The organism is Pseudomonas sp. MAG733B (assembly GCF_036884845.1).
GTDB lineage: Bacteria > Pseudomonadota > Gammaproteobacteria > Pseudomonadales > Pseudomonadaceae > Aquipseudomonas.
The window spans coordinates 1,631,782-1,649,372 of record NZ_CP145732.1; the positions used below are offsets into that span (position 1 = coordinate 1,631,782).

A 17,591-nucleotide genomic window follows, 5' to 3' on the forward strand; every position below is an offset into this window, starting at 1 on the left:
GTGAGCCTGCTCGCGATGAACGATAACGCGCAATCACTGGCTGTAACCGGCCAGCCTTTGCTATGATGCGGCCGCTCTTTTGCGGCTAAACCTGACTAAAGTACTAGGTCTTATAGTTGACTTAAATACTCGGGAATTGCATACTCGCCCCATTCCGAACTCCGTGGTAATTGTCCATGCGACTGACTACAAAAGGCCGATACGCCGTGACCGCCATGCTCGATCTGGCGTTGCACGCGCAGCACGGGCCCGTGTCCCTGGCCGATATCTCCGAGCGCCAAGGCATTTCCCTGTCCTACCTCGAACAGCTTTTCGCCAAGCTGCGCCGCAGCAACCTGGTGTCCAGCGTTCGCGGTCCAGGCGGCGGCTACCAGCTGTCTCGCGACATGCAGGGTATCCAGGTCGCCCAGGTGATCGATGCGGTGAACGAATCGGTCGATGCAACCAAATGCCAGGGCCAGGGTGATTGCCATCAAGGTGACACCTGTCTGACCCACCACTTGTGGTGCGATCTGAGCCTGCAGATTCACGAATTTCTGAGCGGTATCAGCTTGGCTGACCTTGTGACTCGCCGTGAGGTGCAAGAAGTAGCCCAGCGTCAGGATCAACGCCGTTGCAACAGCAAGGCGCCACGCCTGGACAAGATTGAAGCGTCCGCCGTCGAATGACAGCCACAGAGCAAGCGGCGCGCCAGCCAGCCTGATTTAGGAGATAGTCCATGAAATTGCCGATTTACCTTGATTACTCTGCGACTACCCCGGTTGATCCGCGTGTCGCGCAAAAGATGAGTGAATGCCTGCTGGTCGACGGAAACTTCGGTAACCCGGCGTCCCGTTCTCACGTGTTCGGCTGGAAAGCTGAAGAGTCCGTCGAAAACGCCCGTCGTCAGGTGGCCGATCTGGTCAACGCCGATCCGCGTGAAATCGTCTGGACCTCCGGCGCCACCGAGTCCGACAACCTGGCAATCAAGGGTGCGGCACATTTCTATGCCACCAAAGGCAAGCACCTGATCACCACCAAGATTGAGCACAAGGCTGTCCTCGACACCATGCGCCAACTGGAACGTGAAGGTTTTGAAGTGACCTACATCGAGCCTCGTACCGACGGCTTGGTAACCCCGGAGATGATCGAAGCCGAACTGCGCGACGACACCATCCTGGTTTCGGTCATGCACGTGAACAACGAAATCGGCACCGTCAACGACATCGCTGCAATCGGCGAGTTGCTGCGTTCCAAGGGCGTCCTGTTCCACGTCGACGCCGCTCAGTCCACCGGCAAGGTCGAGATCGACCTGCAGAAGCTGAAAGTCGACATGATGTCGTTTTCTGCCCACAAGACCTACGGTCCTAAAGGCATCGGCGCCCTGTACGTAAGCCGCAAGCCGCGCGTACGTATCGAAGCGACCATGCACGGTGGCGGTCACGAGCGCGGCATGCGTTCCGGTACCCTGGCCACTCACCAGATCGTCGGCATGGGTGAAGCTTTCCGTGTAGCCAAGGAAGACATGGCTGCCGAGAACGTGCGCATCAAAGCCTTGAGCGACCGTTTCTACAAGCAGGTCGAGCATCTGGAAGAGCTGTACGTCAACGGCAGCCTGACCGCCCGCGTTCCGCACAACCTGAACCTGAGCTTCAACTACGTTGAAGGCGAGTCGCTGATCATGGCGCTCAAGGATCTGGCGGTTTCGTCCGGTTCGGCTTGCACCTCGGCTTCGCTGGAGCCTTCGTACGTACTGCGCGCCCTGGGCCGCAACGACGAACTGGCACACAGCTCGATCCGCTTCACCTTCGGTCGCTTCACCACCGAAGAAGAAATCGATTACGCCGCGCAGAAAGTTTGCGAGGCCGTTACCAAGCTGCGCACTTTGTCGCCGCTGTGGGACATGTACAAAGACGGCGTCGATATCTCGAAAATCGAGTGGGCGGCACACTAACTATAGAAGCCGCCGGATACAGGTCCTGTAGCAGCGCGGCGGTAAACGCAGCGCAACTACAGGGTCTCAAGAGCGGCCCTGATGAGTGAGGATTGAGAATCATGGCTTACAGCGAAAAGGTCATCGACCACTACGAAAACCCGCGCAACGTCGGCAAGATGGACGCGGAAGATCCTGATGTCGGCACCGGCATGGTCGGCGCTCCGGCGTGCGGCGACGTTATGCGCTTGCAGATCAAGGTCAACGACGCCGGCATCATCGAAGATGCCAAGTTCAAGACCTACGGCTGCGGTTCGGCTATCGCTTCCAGCTCCCTCGCCACCGAGTGGATGAAGGGCAAGACCCTGGACGAAGCGGAAACCATCAAGAACACTCAGCTGGCTGAAGAACTGGCCCTGCCGCCAGTGAAAATTCACTGCTCGGTACTCGCTGAAGACGCTATCAAAGCGGCCGTTCGCGACTACAAGCAGAAGAAAGGCTTGATCTGATTTTTGGCGACGAGTAAGGAGTCACCGATGGCTATCAGCATGACAGAAGCGGCTGCTCGACACGTGCGGCGCTCCCTCGACGGGCGCGGCAAAGGTGAAGGGATTCGTCTGGGTGTTCGCACCACAGGCTGTTCCGGCCTTGCCTATGTGCTGGAGTTTGTCGACGAGGTGGTTGCAGAGGATCAGGTGTTCGAAAGTCACGGCGAAAAAGTGATTATCGACCCGAAAAGCCTGGCCTACCTGGACGGCACCGAGCTCGATTTCGTCAAGGAAGGGTTGAACGAAGGCTTCAAGTTCAACAACCCCAACGTACGCGGTGAATGTGGCTGCGGCGAAAGCTTCAACATCTGAGGCTTGTCGTGGGTACTCCTTGTCATTTCGCTTTATTTGAGCTGCAACCGAGTTTCGATCTGGACCTCGACCAGCTGGCTACGCGCTACCGTGAGTTGGCGCGCAGTGTTCATCCGGACCGCTTTGCCGACGCTTCCGAGCGTGAGCAGCGGCTGGCGCTAGAGCAATCCGCGAGCCTCAACGAGGCCTACCAGACGCTCAAGAACCCACCCAAGCGCGCGCGTTACTTGCTCGCCTTGAATGGTGGCGAGCTGCCGCTGGAGGTCACGGTGCATGATCCGGAGTTTCTTCTGCAACAGATGGAGTTGCGCGAAGAGCTCGAAGACCTGCAGGACAGCGCCGACCTCAAGGGCGTTGCCGTCTTCAAGCGTCGCCTGAAGGCTGCCCAGGATGAACTGAACCAAAGCTTCGCAGCTTGCTGGAACGATGCCGCGCAACGCGAAAAGGCCGAACGCCTGATGCGGCGCATGCAGTTCCTCGACAAGCTCACCTACGAAGTGCGCCAGTTAGAAGAGCGCCTCGACGATTAACCCAGTGCCGCTCCGGTCGCACGCCTGATATACAGATAAGTCCTGATAACGATGGCCCTACTGCAGATCGCCGAACCCGGCCAAAGTCCTCAACCGCACCAGCGTCGTCTGGCTGTGGGGATCGACTTGGGCACTACCAATTCGCTGGTCGCTGCATTGCGCAGTGGTCTTTCCGAGCCGCTTGCCGACGCAGAAGGGCGGGTCATCCTGCCGTCTGCCGTGCGCTATCACGCTGATCGCGTCGAGGTTGGCGAATCCGCCAAACTGGCTGCAGCTACCGATCCCTTGAATACCGTGCTGTCGGTCAAGCGCTTGATGGGTCGTGGTCTGTCCGACGTCAAGCAATTGGGCGACCAACTGCCGTACCGCTTTGTCGGTGGCGAGTCGCACATGCCGTTCATCGAGACGATCCAGGGTCCGAAAAGCCCGGTGGAAGTCTCCGCCGATATCCTCAAGGTTCTGCGTCAGCGCGCTGAAGCGACCTTGGGTGGTGAACTGGTCGGCGCGGTGATCACCGTTCCGGCCTATTTCGATGACGCTCAGCGTCAAGCCACCAAGGATGCGGCCAAACTGGCCGGTCTGAACGTGCTGCGCTTGCTCAATGAGCCGACCGCAGCCGCTGTGGCTTATGGTCTGGATCAACACGCCGAAGGCCTGGTCGCGATTTACGACTTGGGTGGCGGTACTTTCGATATTTCGATTCTGCGCCTGACCGGCGGTGTCTTCGAAGTCCTGGCTACCGGTGGCGACAGCGCCCTGGGCGGCGATGACTTCGATCACGCCATTGCTGGCTGGATCATCGAGAGCGCGGGTCTGTCCGCCGATCTCGATCCGGGCGCGCAGCGTCAACTGCTGCAAACTGCCTGTGCAGCCAAAGAAGCGCTGACCAATGCCCCGTCGGTCGAAGTGGCCCACGGCGACTGGAAAGCCGAGCTGACCCGCGAAGCCTTCGATGCGCTGATCGAGCCGATGGTCGCGCGCAGCCTGAAAGCCTGCCGTCGCGCTGTTCGCGATTCCGGTGTCGAGCTGGAAGACGTGCACGCCGTAGTCATGGTCGGTGGTTCGACTCGCGTGCCTCGTGTTCGCGAAGCTGTCGCCGAAGCTTTCGGTCGCCAGCCGCTGACTGAAATCGACCCGGATCAAGTGGTAGCCATTGGTGCTGCGATCCAGGCCGATACCCTGGCCGGCAACAAGCGCGATGGCGATGAACTGCTGTTGCTTGACGTGATCCCGTTGTCCCTGGGCCTGGAAACCATGGGCGGCCTGATGGAGAAGGTGATTCCACGCAACACCACCATCCCCGTTGCCCGCGCCCAGGACTTCACCACTTATAAAGACGGCCAGTCGGCCATGGCGATCCACGTGGTGCAGGGCGAGCGCGAGCTGATCAGCGACTGCCGCTCCCTGGCGCGCTTCGAATTGCGCGGTATTCCGGCGATGGTTGCCGGTGCAGCGAAGATTCGCGTGACCTTCCAGGTCGATGCCGACGGTCTGCTCAGTGTTTCCGCCCGCGAATTGGGTTCGGGCGTCGAGGCCAGCATCCAGGTCAAGCCGTCCTACGGCCTGACCGACGGCGAAATCGCCAAGATGCTCAAGGATTCGTTCCAACACGCCAACGACGACAAGGTTGCCCGCGTATTGCGCGAGCAGCAGGTCGATGCCCAGCGTCTGGTTGAGGCCGTGCAGGCTGCGCTTGAAGTCGATGGCGAACGCCTGCTCGACGCCGAAGAGCGCATGGTGATCGACATGCAGGTGCAGGAATTGACCGAACTGATGAAAGGCACCGATGGTTTCGCCATCGAGCAGCAGACCAAGCGTCTGTCGCAAGTGACCGATGCTTTTGCCGCCCGTCGTATGGATTCGACCGTGAAAGCCGCTTTGGCGGGCCGCAACCTGAATGAGATTGAGGAATAACGATGCCGCAGGTCATTTTTCTGCCACACGAGAAGTTCTGCCCTGAAGGCATGGTTGTTGAGGCTGAGACTGGTACGTCCATCCTCGAACTGGCCCACGCACACCACATCGAGATGGAAAGCGCTTGCGGCGGCGTCTGCGCCTGCACCACTTGCCACTGCATCATCCGCGAGGGTTTCGACTCGCTGGAAGAGGCCGACGAGCTGGAAGAAGACTACCTTGATAAAGCTTGGGGTCTTGAGCGTGAGTCGCGTCTGGGATGCCAGGCCAAGGTCGGTACCGAAGACCTGACCGTCGAAATTCCGAAATACTCGCTCAACCACGCAGCCGAAGCGCCGCACTGATTCAAGGAATTGTCATGAGTCTCAAGTGGACTGATGTGCTGGAAATCGCGATCCAGCTGGCTGAAAGCAAGCCCGACGTGGACCCTATGTCGGTCAACTTCGTCGATCTGCGCAAATGGGTGATGGAATTGCCCGAGTTCGACGACAAGCCTGAGCATTGTGGCGAGAAGGTCCTGGAGGCCATTCAGGCCAACTGGATTGAAGAACGCGACTGAGCCACGCTGCAGGTTAGGCAATACCCAAGAACCCGCGTATAATTCGCGGGTTTAATTTTTCGCAAATTACCGTTTCTGGAGTTACACCATGGCTGTTCAACGTACTTTCTCCATCATCAAGCCTGACGCAGTTGCAAAAAACGTTATCGGCGAGATCACCACTCGTTTCGAAAAAGCTGGCCTGCGCGTTGTAGCTTCGAAACTGAAGCAACTGTCCAAAGCTGAAGCTGAAGGCTTCTACGCTGAGCACAGCGCTCGTGGTTTCTTCGGCGACCTGGTTGCTTTCATGATCTCCGGTCCGGTTGTCGTTCAGGTTCTGGAAGGCGAAAACGCTATCGCTCTGAACCGTGAGCTGATGGGCGCTACCAACCCTAAAGAAGCTGCTGCCGGCACCATCCGCGCTGACTTCGCTGATTCCATCGACGCCAACGCTGTACACGGTTCGGACTCCGAAGCCGCTGCTGCTCGCGAAATCTCGTACTTCTTCGCAGCTACTGAAGTAACCACTCGCTAAGCATTGGCTTAAGAGTGAAGGTGAATCCATGACTACATCGACTGTAAAAACTAACCTGCTGGGTCTGACTCAACAGGAAATGGAAAAATTCTTCGACTCAATCGGGGAGAAGCGTTTCCGTGCCGGTCAGGTAATGAAATGGATTCACCACTTTGGTGTCGATGATTTCGACGCCATGACGAACGTCAGCAAGGCCTTGCGCGAGAAGCTCAAGGCTGTTGCTGAAGTTCGCGGTCCGGAAGTGGTCAGCGAGGATATCTCCAGCGACGGCACCCGTAAGTGGGTGGTGCGCGTGGCGTCCGGCAGCTGCGTCGAGACCGTTTACATTCCCCAGGGCAAACGCGGCACCTTGTGCGTTTCGTCCCAGGCAGGCTGTGCCCTGGATTGCAGTTTCTGCTCCACCGGCAAGCAAGGCTTCAATAGCAACCTCACCGCCGCCGAAGTCATCGGTCAGGTGTGGATTGCCAACAAATCCTTTGGTAGCGTCCCGGCAACCGTCGACCGTGCCATCACCAACGTGGTGATGATGGGCATGGGTGAGCCGCTGCTGAACTTCGACAATGTCATCGCGGCCATGCACCTGATGATGGACGACCTGGGCTACGGCATTTCCAAGCGCCGCGTGACCCTGTCGACCTCCGGCGTGGTACCGATGATCGATGAGCTGTCCAAGCACATCGACGTCTCCCTGGCGTTGTCCCTGCACGCACCGAATGACGCATTGCGTAACCAATTGGTGCCGATCAACAAGAAGTATCCGCTTAAGATGCTGCTCGAGTCGTGCCAGCGCTACATGTCGTCCCTGGGCGAAAAGCGCGTGCTGACCATCGAGTACACCTTGCTCAAAGACGTGAACGACAAGGTCGAGCACGCCGTGGAAATGATCGAGCTGCTCAAGAACATCCCGTGCAAGATCAACCTGATTCCGTTCAACCCGTTCCCGCACTCCGGGTACGAGCGGCCTAGCAACAACGCCATTCGTCGGTTCCAGGATCAGCTTCATCACGCCGGCTTCAACGTCACTGTCCGCACCACCCGTGGTGAAGACATCGACGCAGCCTGTGGTCAACTGGTAGGGCAGGTGCTGGATCGCACCCGTCGCAGCGAACGTTATATCGCCGTGCGTGAACTCAACGCCGAAAACGATGTAGCGCAAAACGCCGCGAAATAACCAAGAGAGGATCTCTATGTCCCTGCGCTTTGCGCTGCTTTTGCTGTTGGCCAGCCTGTGTGCTGGCTGCGTGCTTTCGGGAGATTACAACCCGATGAAGACCAGCAAGGGCCGTGATGAAGCGCGGGCGGCCTATGTGCAACTCGGTATCGGTTATCTGCAACAAGGTATGACCGAACGCGCCAAAGTCCCCTTGAAGAAAGCGCTGGAGCTCGACAGCTCCGACCCTGACGCCAACGCGGCGCTGGGGTTGGTGTTCCAGGCCGAGATGGAGCCGGAGCTGGCCGACGAGCATTTTCGCAAGGCGCTGTCTTCCCGTTCCGGCGATGCGCGTATCCTCAACAATTACGGCAGTTTTCTGTTCGAGCAAAAACGTTACAAGGAAGCCTACGAGCGCTTTGAGCAGGCCGCCGCCGATACGCTGTATCCTGAGCGTTCGCGAGTGTTCGAGAACCTTGGCATGACCGCTTCAATGCTTGGCCAGCGTGATCTGGCCCAGCAGCAACTGGAAAAAGCCCTGCGTTTGAACCGCCAACAACCACGCGCATTGCTGGAAATGGCTGAGTTGTCTTACGAAGACAGGCATTATGTGCCCGCGCGTGACTATTACGACCGTTTTAGCCTGCTCACCGAGCAAAATGCACGTAGTCTATTGCTCGGCGTTCGGCTGGCAAAAGTGTTTGAAGATCGCGACAAGGCAGCCAGTTTTGGCCTGCAATTAAAACGACTCTATCCCGGTACACCGGAATATCAGCAATACCTGTCGGAGCAATGATGAAAGCGGCGCATCCCGAAGTTGTAGCAGCGAATCGCGTTAACCCCGGTGAGACCTTGCGCCAGGCCCGCGAAAGCAATGGCTGGTCGCTGGCCGAAGTGGCCCTCAAGCTCAACCTCACCACCACTTCCCTGAGCAATCTGGAAGCCGGTGCGTTCGACAAGCTGCCTGGGCATACCTTTGCTCGCGGTTACATTCGCGCCTATGCCAAATTGCTCGGCATGGATCAGGCCGTTCTGGTTCAGCAATTCGATCAATCCACCGGTACCGACTCCCAAGGCAGCAGCGTGCATAGCCTGGGTCGTATCGAAGAGCCGGTACGGGTTTCCCACACCATTTTGCGTATCGTCAGCCTGTTGCTGCTGGTGGCGGTGATTGGCGGTGGTTTCGTCTGGTGGCAGGATCAAACCTCGCTGCGCACCAAGGACCTGATCGGCCTGACCCCGGAACACGTTGAGGTCGAGGGCGCCGACGGTACTACCCAGATTCATCCGCTGGACGAGCCGGAAGACCAGGCTGTCGCGGAAGGTCAGACCGAAGGCGCCACTGCGCTTGCATTGCCTCAGGCCGAGACTTCGGCTGAAGCACCGGCCGAAACCCCGGCGACCGCGCCGGCTGCCGCACCTGTTGCGCCAACCACCCCGGCACCTGCTGCGCCAGTTCACAGCGCTGCCCCGATTGTCGCGACTCCGGCGACTCCAGCTCCGGCAGTGCCTGCCGTTCCGGCTCCGGTTGTGACTGCTCCTGTTGCCCCGAGCGCAGCAGCTCCAGCCCCGGTGGCTGCAGCTCCGACTGCCGGTCAAGGCCAGGTTCAGCTGCAATTCACCGCTGATTGCTGGACGCAAGTCACCGACGGCAGCGGCAAGGTGCTGTTCAGTGGTCTCAAGCGCAAGGGCGATAGCCTTTCCGTCAACGGCAAGCCACCGTTCGCCGTCCGCCTGGGCTTCGCCCGTGGCGCACAGGTCAGCTACAACGGTCAGTCGGTTGATGTAGCTCCGTTCACCAGTGGCGAGACTGCTCGCCTGAAGTTGGGTCAATAAGTCATGCACGGCGAATCTCCAATCAAACGTCGCGAATCGCGCAAGATCTGGGTCGGTAACGTGCCTGTTGGCGGCGATGCGCCTATCGCTGTGCAGAGCATGACCAACAGCGACACCAATGATGTCGCGGCGACCGTCGCACAGATCAATCGTCTGGAAGCGGCCGGCGTCGACATCGTGCGGGTTTCCGTACCGGACATGGACGCTGCCGAAGCGTTCGGCAAGATCAAGCAACTGGTCAAAGTGCCGTTGGTTGCCGACATCCATTTCGATTACAAGATCGCCTTGCGCGTCGCCGAACTGGGCGTCGACTGCTTGCGGATCAACCCGGGCAATATCGGTCGTGAAGACCGGGTGCGCGCGGTGGTCGATGCCGCCCGTGATCGCGGGATTCCGATCCGTATCGGCGTGAACGCCGGTTCCCTGGAAAAAGACCTGCAAAAGAAATACGGCGAGCCGACTCCAGCCGCGCTGGTCGAATCGGCCCTGCGCCACGTCGAGCACCTTGAACGCCTGAACTTCCAGGACTTCAAGGTCAGCGTGAAGGCTTCCGACGTGTTCATGGCCGTCGAAGCCTACCGCCTGCTGGCGAAAGAAATCGTCCAGCCGCTGCACCTGGGCATCACCGAAGCCGGTGGTTTGCGTTCCGGCACAGTGAAATCTGCCGTGGGCCTCGGTATGCTGCTCGCCGAAGGGATTGGCGATACTATCCGCATCTCGTTGGCGGCCGACCCGGTCGAGGAAGTGAAAGTCGGCTACGACATTCTCAAATCCCTGCACCTGCGTTCCCGTGGCATCAACTTCATCGCCTGCCCGAGCTGCTCGCGGCAGAACTTCGATGTGGTCAAGACCATGAACGAGCTGGAAGGGCGCCTCGAAGACCTGCTGGTTCCGCTGGATGTTGCGGTGATTGGCTGTGTGGTCAACGGCCCGGGTGAAGCCAAGGAAGCCCATATCGGCTTGACCGGCGGCACGCCCAACCTGATTTACATCGACGGCAAGCCGTCGCAGAAACTGACGAATGACAATCTGGTGGATGAGCTTGAACGCTTGATCCGCCAGAAAGCGGCCGAGAAGGTCGAAGCTGACGCTGCGGTTATTGCGCGCGGCTGATACTGACTGAAGCGCCGAACGAATTTAAGGATTTAAAGTGAGCAAGTCTCTGCAAGCCATTCGTGGCATGAACGACATCCTGCCCGAACAGACTCCCCTGTGGCGTCATTTCGAGGGCACCGTATCGCGTCTGCTCGATAACTACGGTTACAAGCAGATCCGCATGCCGATCGTCGAGTTCACCGAACTGTTCAAACGCTCCATCGGTGAAGTGACCGATATCGTCGAAAAAGAGATGTACACCTTCGACGACCGCAACGGCGATTCCCTGACCCTGCGTCCTGAAGGCACGGCCGCCTGCGTGCGCGCAGTGCTCGAGCACGGCATCACCGGCGGTGGTCAGGTGCAGAAACTTTGGTACATCGGTCCGATGTTCCGCCACGAGCGTCCGCAGAAAGGCCGTTATCGCCAGTTCCACCAGATCGGTGTCGAAGTGTTCAACCTCGACGGTCCGGACATCGACGCCGAACTGATCGTGCTGACCTGGCGCCTGTGGGGCGAGCTGGGCATCCGCGATGCGGTCAAGCTCGAACTCAACAGCCTGGGCACCAGCGAATCCCGTGGTCGTTATCGCGAAGCACTGGTCGAGTTCCTGTCCGGTCACCTGGACAAGCTGGACGAAGACAGCCAGCGCCGCCTGAAGACCAACCCGTTGCGCGTCCTGGACACCAAGAACGCCGACACACAGGCAATCCTGGTCGATGCGCCGAAAATGGCCGACTACCTCGACGAAGAGTCCCGCGTGCACTTCGAGGGCCTCAAGGCTCGCCTGGACGCCGCCGGCATTCCTTACGTGATCAACCCGAAGCTGGTGCGCGGGCTGGACTACTACAGCAAGACCGTTTTCGAATGGGTCACCGACAAGCTTGGCGCCCAAGGCACCGTGTGTGCCGGTGGTCGTTACGATGGCCTGGTCGAGCAGATGGGCGGCAAGCCTACGGCGGGCGTTGGTTTCGCCATGGGCATCGAGCGTCTGGTGCTGCTGCTGGAAACCCTGGAGCAGATTCCGGAAGAGATCTCCCGTCAGGTCGACGTGTACCTCTGCGCTTTCGGTGAAGAAGCCGAGCTGGCCGGTCTGGCCCTGGCCGAGCGTGTACGCGATCAATTACCCAACCTGCGTCTGCAAGTGAATGCCGGCGCCGGCAGCTTCAAAAGCCAGTTCAAGAAAGCCGACAAGAGCGGTGCGCTGTATGCACTGATCCTCGGTGACGACGAGATGGCCCAGCAAGTGGTAGGTTTCAAACCCCTGCGTGGCCAGGGCGAACAACAAAGCATTGCCTGGGATGCGCTTGCCGCTCACCTGGCCACCTGCGTCGTGCAGGGTTGAAGCTGTCTTAAACAGCCGAATTAGCGATTAAGGAGTATTGGGGTGTCGAGTACCGAAGACGAAAATTTGGCGGATTTGAAGGATTGGTGGTCACGCAACGGCAAGCCCCTGGTCACTGGTGGCCTGTTGGCGCTGGTCATCGTGTTCGGCTGGCAGGCGTTCCAGAAATATCAGAGCAACCAGTCGCAAGGCGCCTCGGTGCTCTATCAGCAATTGCTGGAAACCACGCTGACGCCTGACGGCAAGCCAGATGCGGCCCGTGTTTCGGACCTCGCCGGCAAGCTCAACAGCGAGTTCGGCGGCAGCGCCTACGCGCAGTACGGCAGCCTGTTCGTGGCGAAAGTCGCCGTCGATAGCGGCAAGCTCGATGACGCAGCCAGCGAATTGAAAGCCATCGTTGCCAAGCCGGCCAACCCGGCGCTGGGCGAAATCGCCCGTCAGCGTCTGGCGCAGGTACTGGCCGCGCAGAACAAGACCGATGAAGCCCTGAAACTGCTTGAAGGCGATGCCGACAAGGCATTCCTGGCGACTCGTGAAGAACTCAAGGGCGACCTGCTGGTGCAGCTGGGTCGTACCGATGAAGCACACGCGGCGTATCAAAAAGCCAAGGCGGCACTGTCGGATGAAGCGGCGGTCGGTGGCCTACAAATCAAGCTGGACGACCTGGCCAAAGGGGATGCGTGACGTGATCCGTTGGAAACATGCAGCATTGCTGGCTCTGGCCATTTTGGCCGCGGGTTGCAGCAGCAACAGCAAGAAAGAATTGCCACCGGCCGAGTTGACCGACTTTAAAGAAGAAGTGGTTCTGCAGAAGCAGTGGAGTCGTTCGATCGGTGACGGTCAGGGCGAAACCTACAACATGCTGGTTCCGGCGATCGATGGCGACACCATCTACGCCGCCGATGTGACCGGTGTGGTGATGGCGCTGGATCGCAGCAACGGCGACGTCAAGTGGAAGAAAGATCTCGAACTGCCTGTTTCCGGCGCCGTTGGCGTGGGTTACGGTCTGCTGACGATCGGTACGATCAAGGGTGAAATCGTTGCCCTGGACGCCATCAACGGCGAAGAGAAATGGCGCGCTCGCGTGTCCAGTGAAGTCCTCGCACCACCCGCCAACAATGGTGATGTGGTTGTGGTTCAGACCCAGGATGACCGTCTGATCGGTCTGGATGCCGCAACCGGCAACCAGCGCTGGTTGTATGACAGCACCCCGGCGGTGCTGACCCTGCGCGGCACCAGTGCGCCGATCGTCACCAACCGCCTCGCGGTGGCTGGCCTGTCGACCGGTAAAGTGGTCGCTCTCGATATTTCCAACGGCGTGCCGGTGTGGGAACAGCGTGTAGCGATTCCGCAAGGTCGTTCGGAACTGGAGCGTGTTGTCGATATCGACGGCGGCCTGCTGCTGTCCGGCGAGACCATTTACGTCGCGAGCTATCAGGGTCGCGTTGCGGCGCTGGACCTGCAAAGCGGTCGCCAGTTGTGGCAGCGTGATGCTTCCAGCTATGCCGGTGTCGCCCAGGGTTTCGGCAGCGTCTACGTGAGCCTGTCTTCGGGCACCGTTGAAGGCGTCGACGAGCGTTCCACCACAGCTTTGTGGAGCAACGATTCGCTGGCCCGCCGCCAACTGTCGGCTCCGGAAGTGTTCTCCAGCTACGTTGCAGTCGGTGACCTGGAAGGTTACCTGCACCTGCTGAGTCAGGTGGACGGTCGATTCGTCGGCCGCGAACGCATCGACAGCGACGGCCTGCGTGCCCGTCCGCTGGTGGTGGGTGACACGATTTATGTGTATGGCAACAGTGGCAAACTGGAAGCCCTGACCATCAAGTAAAGGTTTGACTATGCTTGGGGTTAACACCCCAGGCTGCTTCACTTGTGGGTATGAATGTGGGAGCGAGCCTGCTCGCGAAGGACGTCAACGATAACGTTTGCGGCCTGAATGAATGCGGTGCCTATGCGTTTATCGCGAGCAGGCTCGCTCCCACAAAAACACCCACAGTGTTGCCCCGAGCACCAGCCGCTGCCTGCAGCGGCTTTTGTATTTTCTGAAATAACGAAGTGGAGAGCCGCATGGTTCCCGTAATCGCCCTGGTGGGCCGACCGAACGTCGGCAAGTCCACCTTGTTCAACCGCCTGACCAGGACTCGCGACGCCATCGTCGGCGACTTGTCCGGTCTGACCCGTGATCGCCAATACGGTGAGGCCAAGTGGCAAGGGCGTTCCTACATTCTGGTCGACACCGGCGGTATCTCCGGTGACGAGCACGGTATGGACGAAAAAATGGCCGAGCAGTCGCTGCTGGCCATTGAAGAAGCGGATGTCGTTCTGTTCCTGGTAGATGCCAAGGCCGGTTTCACCGCCGCCGACCAGATGATCGCCGAGCATTTGCGCAAACGTAACAAGCGTTCCTACGTGGTTGCCAACAAGGTCGACAACATCGACCCAGAAATGGCCCGTGCCGAATTCGCTCCGTTGGGCATGGGCCACGCGATTCCTATCGCCGGTGCTCACGGCCGTGGCATCACCCAGATGCTGGAAATCGCCCTGAGCGACTTCCCGAAAGACGAAGAAGAGCCGGAAGACGGCGAGGAAGAGATCGTTGCCGAAGGCGAGGAAGCCAAGCGCATTCCTGGCCCGAGCGAAAAAGACGGGATCAAGATCGCCATCATCGGCCGTCCGAACGTTGGCAAGTCGACCTTGGTCAACCGCATGCTCGGTGAAGACCGGGTTATCGTTTATGACCAGCCCGGCACCACCCGCGACAGTATCTACATCCCGTTCGAGCGTAACGACGAGAAGTACACGCTGATCGACACCGCCGGTGTGCGCAAGCGCGGCAAGATCCACGAAGAAGTCGAAAAGTTCTCCGTGGTCAAAACCCTGCAGGCGATCAAAGACGCCAACGTGGTGATCTTCGTGATGGACGCCCGCGAAGGCGTGGTCGATCACGACCTCAACCTGCTGGGCTTCGCCATTGAGTCGGGCCGTGCGCTGGTCATCGCGATCAACAAGTGGGACGGCATGACCCCGAGCGAGCGCGACTTCGTGAAGGTCGAGCTGCAACGTCGCCTGTTCTTCGTTGACTACGCCGACATCCACTTCATCTCGGCGCTGCACGGTACTGGCGTGGGCAACCTCTACGCCTCCGTTCAGAACTCGTTCAAGTCCGCGGTCACCCGCTGGCCGACCAACCGTCTGACCCAGATCCTGGAAGATGCGGTCGGCGAGCACGCGCCACCGATGGTCAACAACCGCCGGATCAAGCTGCGTTATGCCCACTTGGGTGGTGCGAACCCGCCGATCATCGTGATCCACGGTAACCAGATCGAGAAAGTGCCGAAGTCGTACGTGCGCTATCTGGAGAACACTTACCGTCGCGTGCTGAAGCTGGTCGGTACGCCGATCCGCATCGAGTTCAAGGGCGGCGAAAACCCGTACGAAGGCAACAAGAACTCGCTCACCGACCGTCAGGTCAACAAGAAGCGTCGTTTGATGTCGCACCACAAAAAGGCCGACAAGAAGCGCCGCGACAAGCGCTGATTCAAACCCGCCCACACATTCGTGAGTGGGGACTCTGTGGCGAGGGAGCTTGCTCCCGCTCGACTGCGCAGCAGTCGCAAAACCAACCCGCGCGTTCTACCTGAACGATCATGGTTGGAGATTTTGGGACCGCTTCGCGGTCCAGCGGGAGCAAGCTCCCTCGCCACAGGTACAGCGGTGATCAAATGAGGAAGGGCGTCTTTATGGCGCCCTTTTTCATGCTTGCCGTTTGGGCTATCCTCGGATTCCCCGCGCCGCCGTTAGAGCCGGGTGTAGAGCAGGGAATCACCGATGATCACCAGTAAGCTGCCGAATGTCGGCATCACCATCTTCACTCAGATGTCTCAGCTCGCGGCGCAAACCGGGGCAATCAACCTGTCCCAGGGTTTCCCCGATTTCGATGCCCCGCAGGCGCTGTGCAATGCGGTCGGGCGTCACGTTGCCAATGGTCACAACCAGTATTCACCGATGACCGGCCTGCCGGCATTGCGTCAGCAAGTGGCGGCGAAAATTGCTCGCAGCTACGGCGTCATTGTCGATGCGGACAACGAAGTGACCATCACTCCCGGCGCCACCCAAGCGATCTTCTGCGCGATTCAGGCGGTTATCCACAGCGGCGACGAAGTGATCGTTTTCGATCCGTGTTACGACAGTTACGAGCCCTCGGTGGAACTGGCCGGTGGCCGTTGCGTGCATGTGCAACTGGGGCTGAATGATTTCTCGATCGACTTCCAGAAACTGGCGGAGGCCATTACGCCGCGTACGCGGATGATTGTGTTGAACACACCGCACAATCCGAGTGGCGCACTGATCAGCCGGGCCGAACTGGATCAATTGGCGGATTTGATCCGTGATCGCGATATCTATCTGGTCAGCGACGAAGTCTACGAACACCTGGTGTTCGACGGCGTACCGCACGTCAGCGTGCTGAACCATGATGAGCTGTATCAGCGGGCCTTCGTGGTCAGCTCGTTCGGCAAGACCTATCACGTTACGGGCTGGAAAACCGGCTACGTGGTCGCGCCACCGGCCCTGACGGCGGAGCTGCGCAAGGTTCACCAATACGTGAGCTTCTGCGGTGTGACACCACTGCAATACGCGTTGGCTGACTTCATGGCCGAACACCCGGAACACGTGGAAGAACTGCCGGCGTTCTATCAGGCCAAGCGTGATCTGTTCTGCGATCTGCTGGTGCCGTCGCGTTTTAGCTTCACTCGCGTGACCGGCACCTATTTCCAGTTGGTCGATTACTCGCAGATTCGTCCGGACCTCAACGACGTCGAAATGTCACTGTGGATGACTCGTGAACATGGCGTGGCCAGTATCCCGATTTCGGTGTTCTACCAAACGCCGCCAGAAGGCCAGCGCCTGGTGCGACTGTGCTTTGCCAAACGCGAGGAGACCCTGCGTGAAGCAGCGGAAAAACTATGCGTGATCTGAGCGCACTGCCGAACCTGACCGTTGCGCTGATCCAGACTTCCCTGGCCTGGCATGACCGCCAGGCCAATCTGGAGCATTTCGAGCCTTTGCTGGAGCAGGCTCGTGGCGCCGACCTGATCATCCTGCCGGAGATGTTCACCACCGGTTTCTCGATGGAGTCCGAGACCCTCGCCGAGGCCGAAAACGGGCCGACCAGCAAATGGCTGCGGGCTCAGGCGGCGAAGCTGGATGCGGTGATCACTGGTAGCGTCATCGTTCAGGCCGCCGACGGCAGTCATCGCAATCGACTGTTGTGGGCGCGGCCGGATGGCGAAGTCTTGCACTACGACAAGCGTCACCTGTTCCGCATGGCCGGCGAGCACAATCACTACACACCTGGCGAACGTCAGGTGCAGTTCGAACTCAAGGGCTGGCGAGTGCGGCCGCTGATTTGCTACGACTTGCGCTTCCCGGTGTGGAGTCGTGACGCTCAGGACACCGATCTGCTGCTGTACACGGCGAACTGGCCGGGTGCGCGGCGCCAGCACTGGAACCGTTTGTTGCCGGCGCGAGCCATCGAGAACCTGTGCTATGTCGCTGCGGTGAATCGCATCGGCACCGATGGTAAAGGCTTTGCGTATACCGGTGACAGTCAGGTGCTGGATTTCCAGGGTGAGACGTTGCTCAGTGCGGGGGAGGCGGATGGGGTGTTCACGGTGACGCTGGATGCGGCGGAATTGGCGGCGTACCGCACGCGGTTTCCGGCGAATCTGGATGCCGATACTTTCGAGTTCACCTGAGATTTTTCTTACCTGACAGGGCCTCATCGCTAGCAGGCTAGCTCCCACATTGGATGGATGTGAACGCGGACACTGTGGGAGCTAGCCTGCTAGCGATGGGGCCGGCACCGACAACACAAA

General features: G+C 59.2%; 19 protein-coding genes. All 19 read left to right on the plus strand.

The features are described 5' to 3' along the window. Positions 1–176 precede the first annotated feature (176 nt). Positions 177–668, plus strand: a complete 492-nt coding sequence (gene iscR, locus V6Z53_RS07385) for a Fe-S cluster assembly transcriptional regulator IscR (RefSeq protein WP_007903581.1) — start codon at positions 177–179, stop codon at positions 666–668. A gap of 50 nt (positions 669–718) precedes the next feature. Further along, positions 719–1,933, plus strand: a complete 1,215-nt coding sequence (locus tag V6Z53_RS07390) for an IscS subfamily cysteine desulfurase (RefSeq protein WP_338584892.1) — start codon at positions 719–721, stop codon at positions 1,931–1,933. Between the two features lie 101 nt (positions 1,934–2,034). Further along, entirely contained in the window at positions 2,035–2,421 is a 387-nt protein-coding gene (gene iscU, locus V6Z53_RS07395; RefSeq protein ID WP_007974006.1) for a Fe-S cluster assembly scaffold IscU, read from the plus strand. Positions 2,422–2,448: 27 nt separating this feature from the next. Further along, complete coding sequence (iscA, locus tag V6Z53_RS07400) at positions 2,449–2,772, plus strand: iron-sulfur cluster assembly protein IscA (protein ID WP_003227904.1); 324 nt, start codon at positions 2,449–2,451, stop codon at positions 2,770–2,772. An 8-nt stretch (positions 2,773–2,780) separates the two neighbouring features. Further along, positions 2,781–3,302 (plus strand): co-chaperone HscB, encoded by a 522-nt coding sequence (hscB, locus tag V6Z53_RS07405; RefSeq protein ID WP_110660597.1) that lies wholly within the window; start codon positions 2,781–2,783, stop codon positions 3,300–3,302. A 51-nt stretch (positions 3,303–3,353) separates the two neighbouring features. Next, positions 3,354–5,216, plus strand: coding sequence for a Fe-S protein assembly chaperone HscA (gene hscA, locus V6Z53_RS07410; protein WP_338584894.1), 1,863 nt, complete (start codon positions 3,354–3,356; stop codon positions 5,214–5,216). Between the two features lie 2 nt (positions 5,217–5,218). Then, positions 5,219–5,560 carry an ISC system 2Fe-2S type ferredoxin gene (fdx, locus tag V6Z53_RS07415; RefSeq protein ID WP_338584895.1) on the plus strand — a complete coding sequence of 114 codons (342 nt, stop codon included), beginning with the start codon at positions 5,219–5,221 and terminating at the stop codon, positions 5,558–5,560. Positions 5,561–5,574: 14 nt separating this feature from the next. Further along, positions 5,575–5,775: a Fe-S cluster assembly protein IscX gene (iscX, locus tag V6Z53_RS07420; RefSeq protein ID WP_162438249.1), complete on the plus strand. Its 201-nt coding sequence runs from the start codon at positions 5,575–5,577 to the stop codon at positions 5,773–5,775. Between the two features lie 88 nt (positions 5,776–5,863). Beyond that, positions 5,864–6,289: a nucleoside-diphosphate kinase gene (gene ndk, locus V6Z53_RS07425; RefSeq protein ID WP_007916882.1), complete on the plus strand. Its 426-nt coding sequence runs from the start codon at positions 5,864–5,866 to the stop codon at positions 6,287–6,289. Positions 6,290–6,317: 28 nt separating this feature from the next. Then, positions 6,318–7,460, plus strand: a complete 1,143-nt coding sequence (rlmN, locus tag V6Z53_RS07430) for a 23S rRNA (adenine(2503)-C(2))-methyltransferase RlmN (protein WP_150701938.1) — start codon at positions 6,318–6,320, stop codon at positions 7,458–7,460. Positions 7,461–7,476: 16 nt separating this feature from the next. Beyond that, on the plus strand, positions 7,477–8,235 hold the full coding sequence (pilW, locus tag V6Z53_RS07435) for a type IV pilus biogenesis/stability protein PilW (protein WP_338584896.1): 759 nt from the start codon (positions 7,477–7,479) through the stop codon (positions 8,233–8,235). Next, the gene (locus V6Z53_RS07440) at positions 8,235–9,275 is read left to right on the plus strand and encodes a RodZ family helix-turn-helix domain-containing protein (protein WP_338584897.1); all 1,041 of its coding nucleotides are present in this window, start codon (positions 8,235–8,237) and stop codon (positions 9,273–9,275) included. Before pilW ends, V6Z53_RS07440 begins: the two co-directional genes overlap by 1 nt. Positions 9,276–9,278: 3 nt before the next feature. Beyond that, a complete protein-coding gene (ispG, locus tag V6Z53_RS07445) occupies positions 9,279–10,388 on the plus strand; it encodes a flavodoxin-dependent (E)-4-hydroxy-3-methylbut-2-enyl-diphosphate synthase (RefSeq protein ID WP_103394292.1) in 1,110 nt (369 codons plus the stop codon). Between the two features lie 37 nt (positions 10,389–10,425). Further along, complete coding sequence (gene hisS, locus V6Z53_RS07450; protein WP_008057744.1) at positions 10,426–11,715, plus strand: histidine--tRNA ligase; 1,290 nt, start codon at positions 10,426–10,428, stop codon at positions 11,713–11,715. A gap of 42 nt (positions 11,716–11,757) precedes the next feature. Next, positions 11,758–12,399 carry a tetratricopeptide repeat protein gene (locus V6Z53_RS07455; RefSeq protein WP_338584898.1) on the plus strand — a complete coding sequence of 214 codons (642 nt, stop codon included), beginning with the start codon at positions 11,758–11,760 and terminating at the stop codon, positions 12,397–12,399. Continuing rightward, positions 12,392–13,543, plus strand: a complete 1,152-nt coding sequence (gene bamB / locus V6Z53_RS07460) for an outer membrane protein assembly factor BamB (RefSeq protein WP_338584899.1) — start codon at positions 12,392–12,394, stop codon at positions 13,541–13,543. The genes V6Z53_RS07455 and bamB overlap by 8 nt, the downstream gene beginning before the upstream one ends. Positions 13,544–13,782: 239 nt before the next feature. Beyond that, positions 13,783–15,252 (plus strand): ribosome biogenesis GTPase Der, encoded by a 1,470-nt coding sequence (gene der / locus V6Z53_RS07465; RefSeq protein ID WP_017340309.1) that lies wholly within the window; start codon positions 13,783–13,785, stop codon positions 15,250–15,252. A gap of 291 nt (positions 15,253–15,543) precedes the next feature. Then, complete coding sequence (locus V6Z53_RS07470; protein WP_338584900.1) at positions 15,544–16,692, plus strand: pyridoxal phosphate-dependent aminotransferase; 1,149 nt, start codon at positions 15,544–15,546, stop codon at positions 16,690–16,692. Continuing rightward, a complete protein-coding gene (locus V6Z53_RS07475) occupies positions 16,680–17,471 on the plus strand; it encodes an amidohydrolase (RefSeq protein ID WP_338584901.1) in 792 nt (263 codons plus the stop codon). Before V6Z53_RS07470 ends, V6Z53_RS07475 begins: the two co-directional genes overlap by 13 nt. The last annotated feature ends 120 nt before the right edge of the window (positions 17,472–17,591 follow it).

Excerpts from the sequence above, each read along its gene's own strand:
- iscR (WP_007903581.1), top strand. The coding sequence starts at position 177 with ATGCGACTGACTACAAAAGGCCGATACGCCGTGACCGCCATGCTCGAT.
- V6Z53_RS07390 (WP_338584892.1), top strand. The coding sequence starts at position 719 with ATGAAATTGCCGATTTACCTTGATTACTCTGCGACTACCCCGGTTGAT.
- iscU (WP_007974006.1), top strand. The coding sequence starts at position 2,035 with ATGGCTTACAGCGAAAAGGTCATCGACCACTACGAAAACCCGCGCAAC.
- iscA (WP_003227904.1), top strand. The coding sequence starts at position 2,449 with ATGGCTATCAGCATGACAGAAGCGGCTGCTCGACACGTGCGGCGCTCC.
- hscA (WP_338584894.1), top strand. The coding sequence starts at position 3,354 with ATGGCCCTACTGCAGATCGCCGAACCCGGCCAAAGTCCTCAACCGCAC.
- fdx (WP_338584895.1), top strand. The coding sequence starts at position 5,219 with ATGCCGCAGGTCATTTTTCTGCCACACGAGAAGTTCTGCCCTGAAGGC.
- iscX (WP_162438249.1), top strand. The coding sequence starts at position 5,575 with ATGAGTCTCAAGTGGACTGATGTGCTGGAAATCGCGATCCAGCTGGCT.
- ndk (WP_007916882.1), top strand. The coding sequence starts at position 5,864 with ATGGCTGTTCAACGTACTTTCTCCATCATCAAGCCTGACGCAGTTGCA.
- rlmN (WP_150701938.1), top strand. The coding sequence starts at position 6,318 with ATGACTACATCGACTGTAAAAACTAACCTGCTGGGTCTGACTCAACAG.
- pilW (WP_338584896.1), top strand. The coding sequence starts at position 7,477 with ATGTCCCTGCGCTTTGCGCTGCTTTTGCTGTTGGCCAGCCTGTGTGCT.
- V6Z53_RS07440 (WP_338584897.1), top strand. The coding sequence starts at position 8,235 with ATGAAAGCGGCGCATCCCGAAGTTGTAGCAGCGAATCGCGTTAACCCC.
- ispG (WP_103394292.1), top strand. The coding sequence starts at position 9,279 with ATGCACGGCGAATCTCCAATCAAACGTCGCGAATCGCGCAAGATCTGG.
- bamB (WP_338584899.1), top strand. The coding sequence starts at position 12,392 with ATGCGTGACGTGATCCGTTGGAAACATGCAGCATTGCTGGCTCTGGCC.
- der (WP_017340309.1), top strand. The coding sequence starts at position 13,783 with ATGGTTCCCGTAATCGCCCTGGTGGGCCGACCGAACGTCGGCAAGTCC.
- V6Z53_RS07470 (WP_338584900.1), top strand. The coding sequence starts at position 15,544 with ATGATCACCAGTAAGCTGCCGAATGTCGGCATCACCATCTTCACTCAG.
- V6Z53_RS07475 (WP_338584901.1), top strand. The coding sequence starts at position 16,680 with ATGCGTGATCTGAGCGCACTGCCGAACCTGACCGTTGCGCTGATCCAG.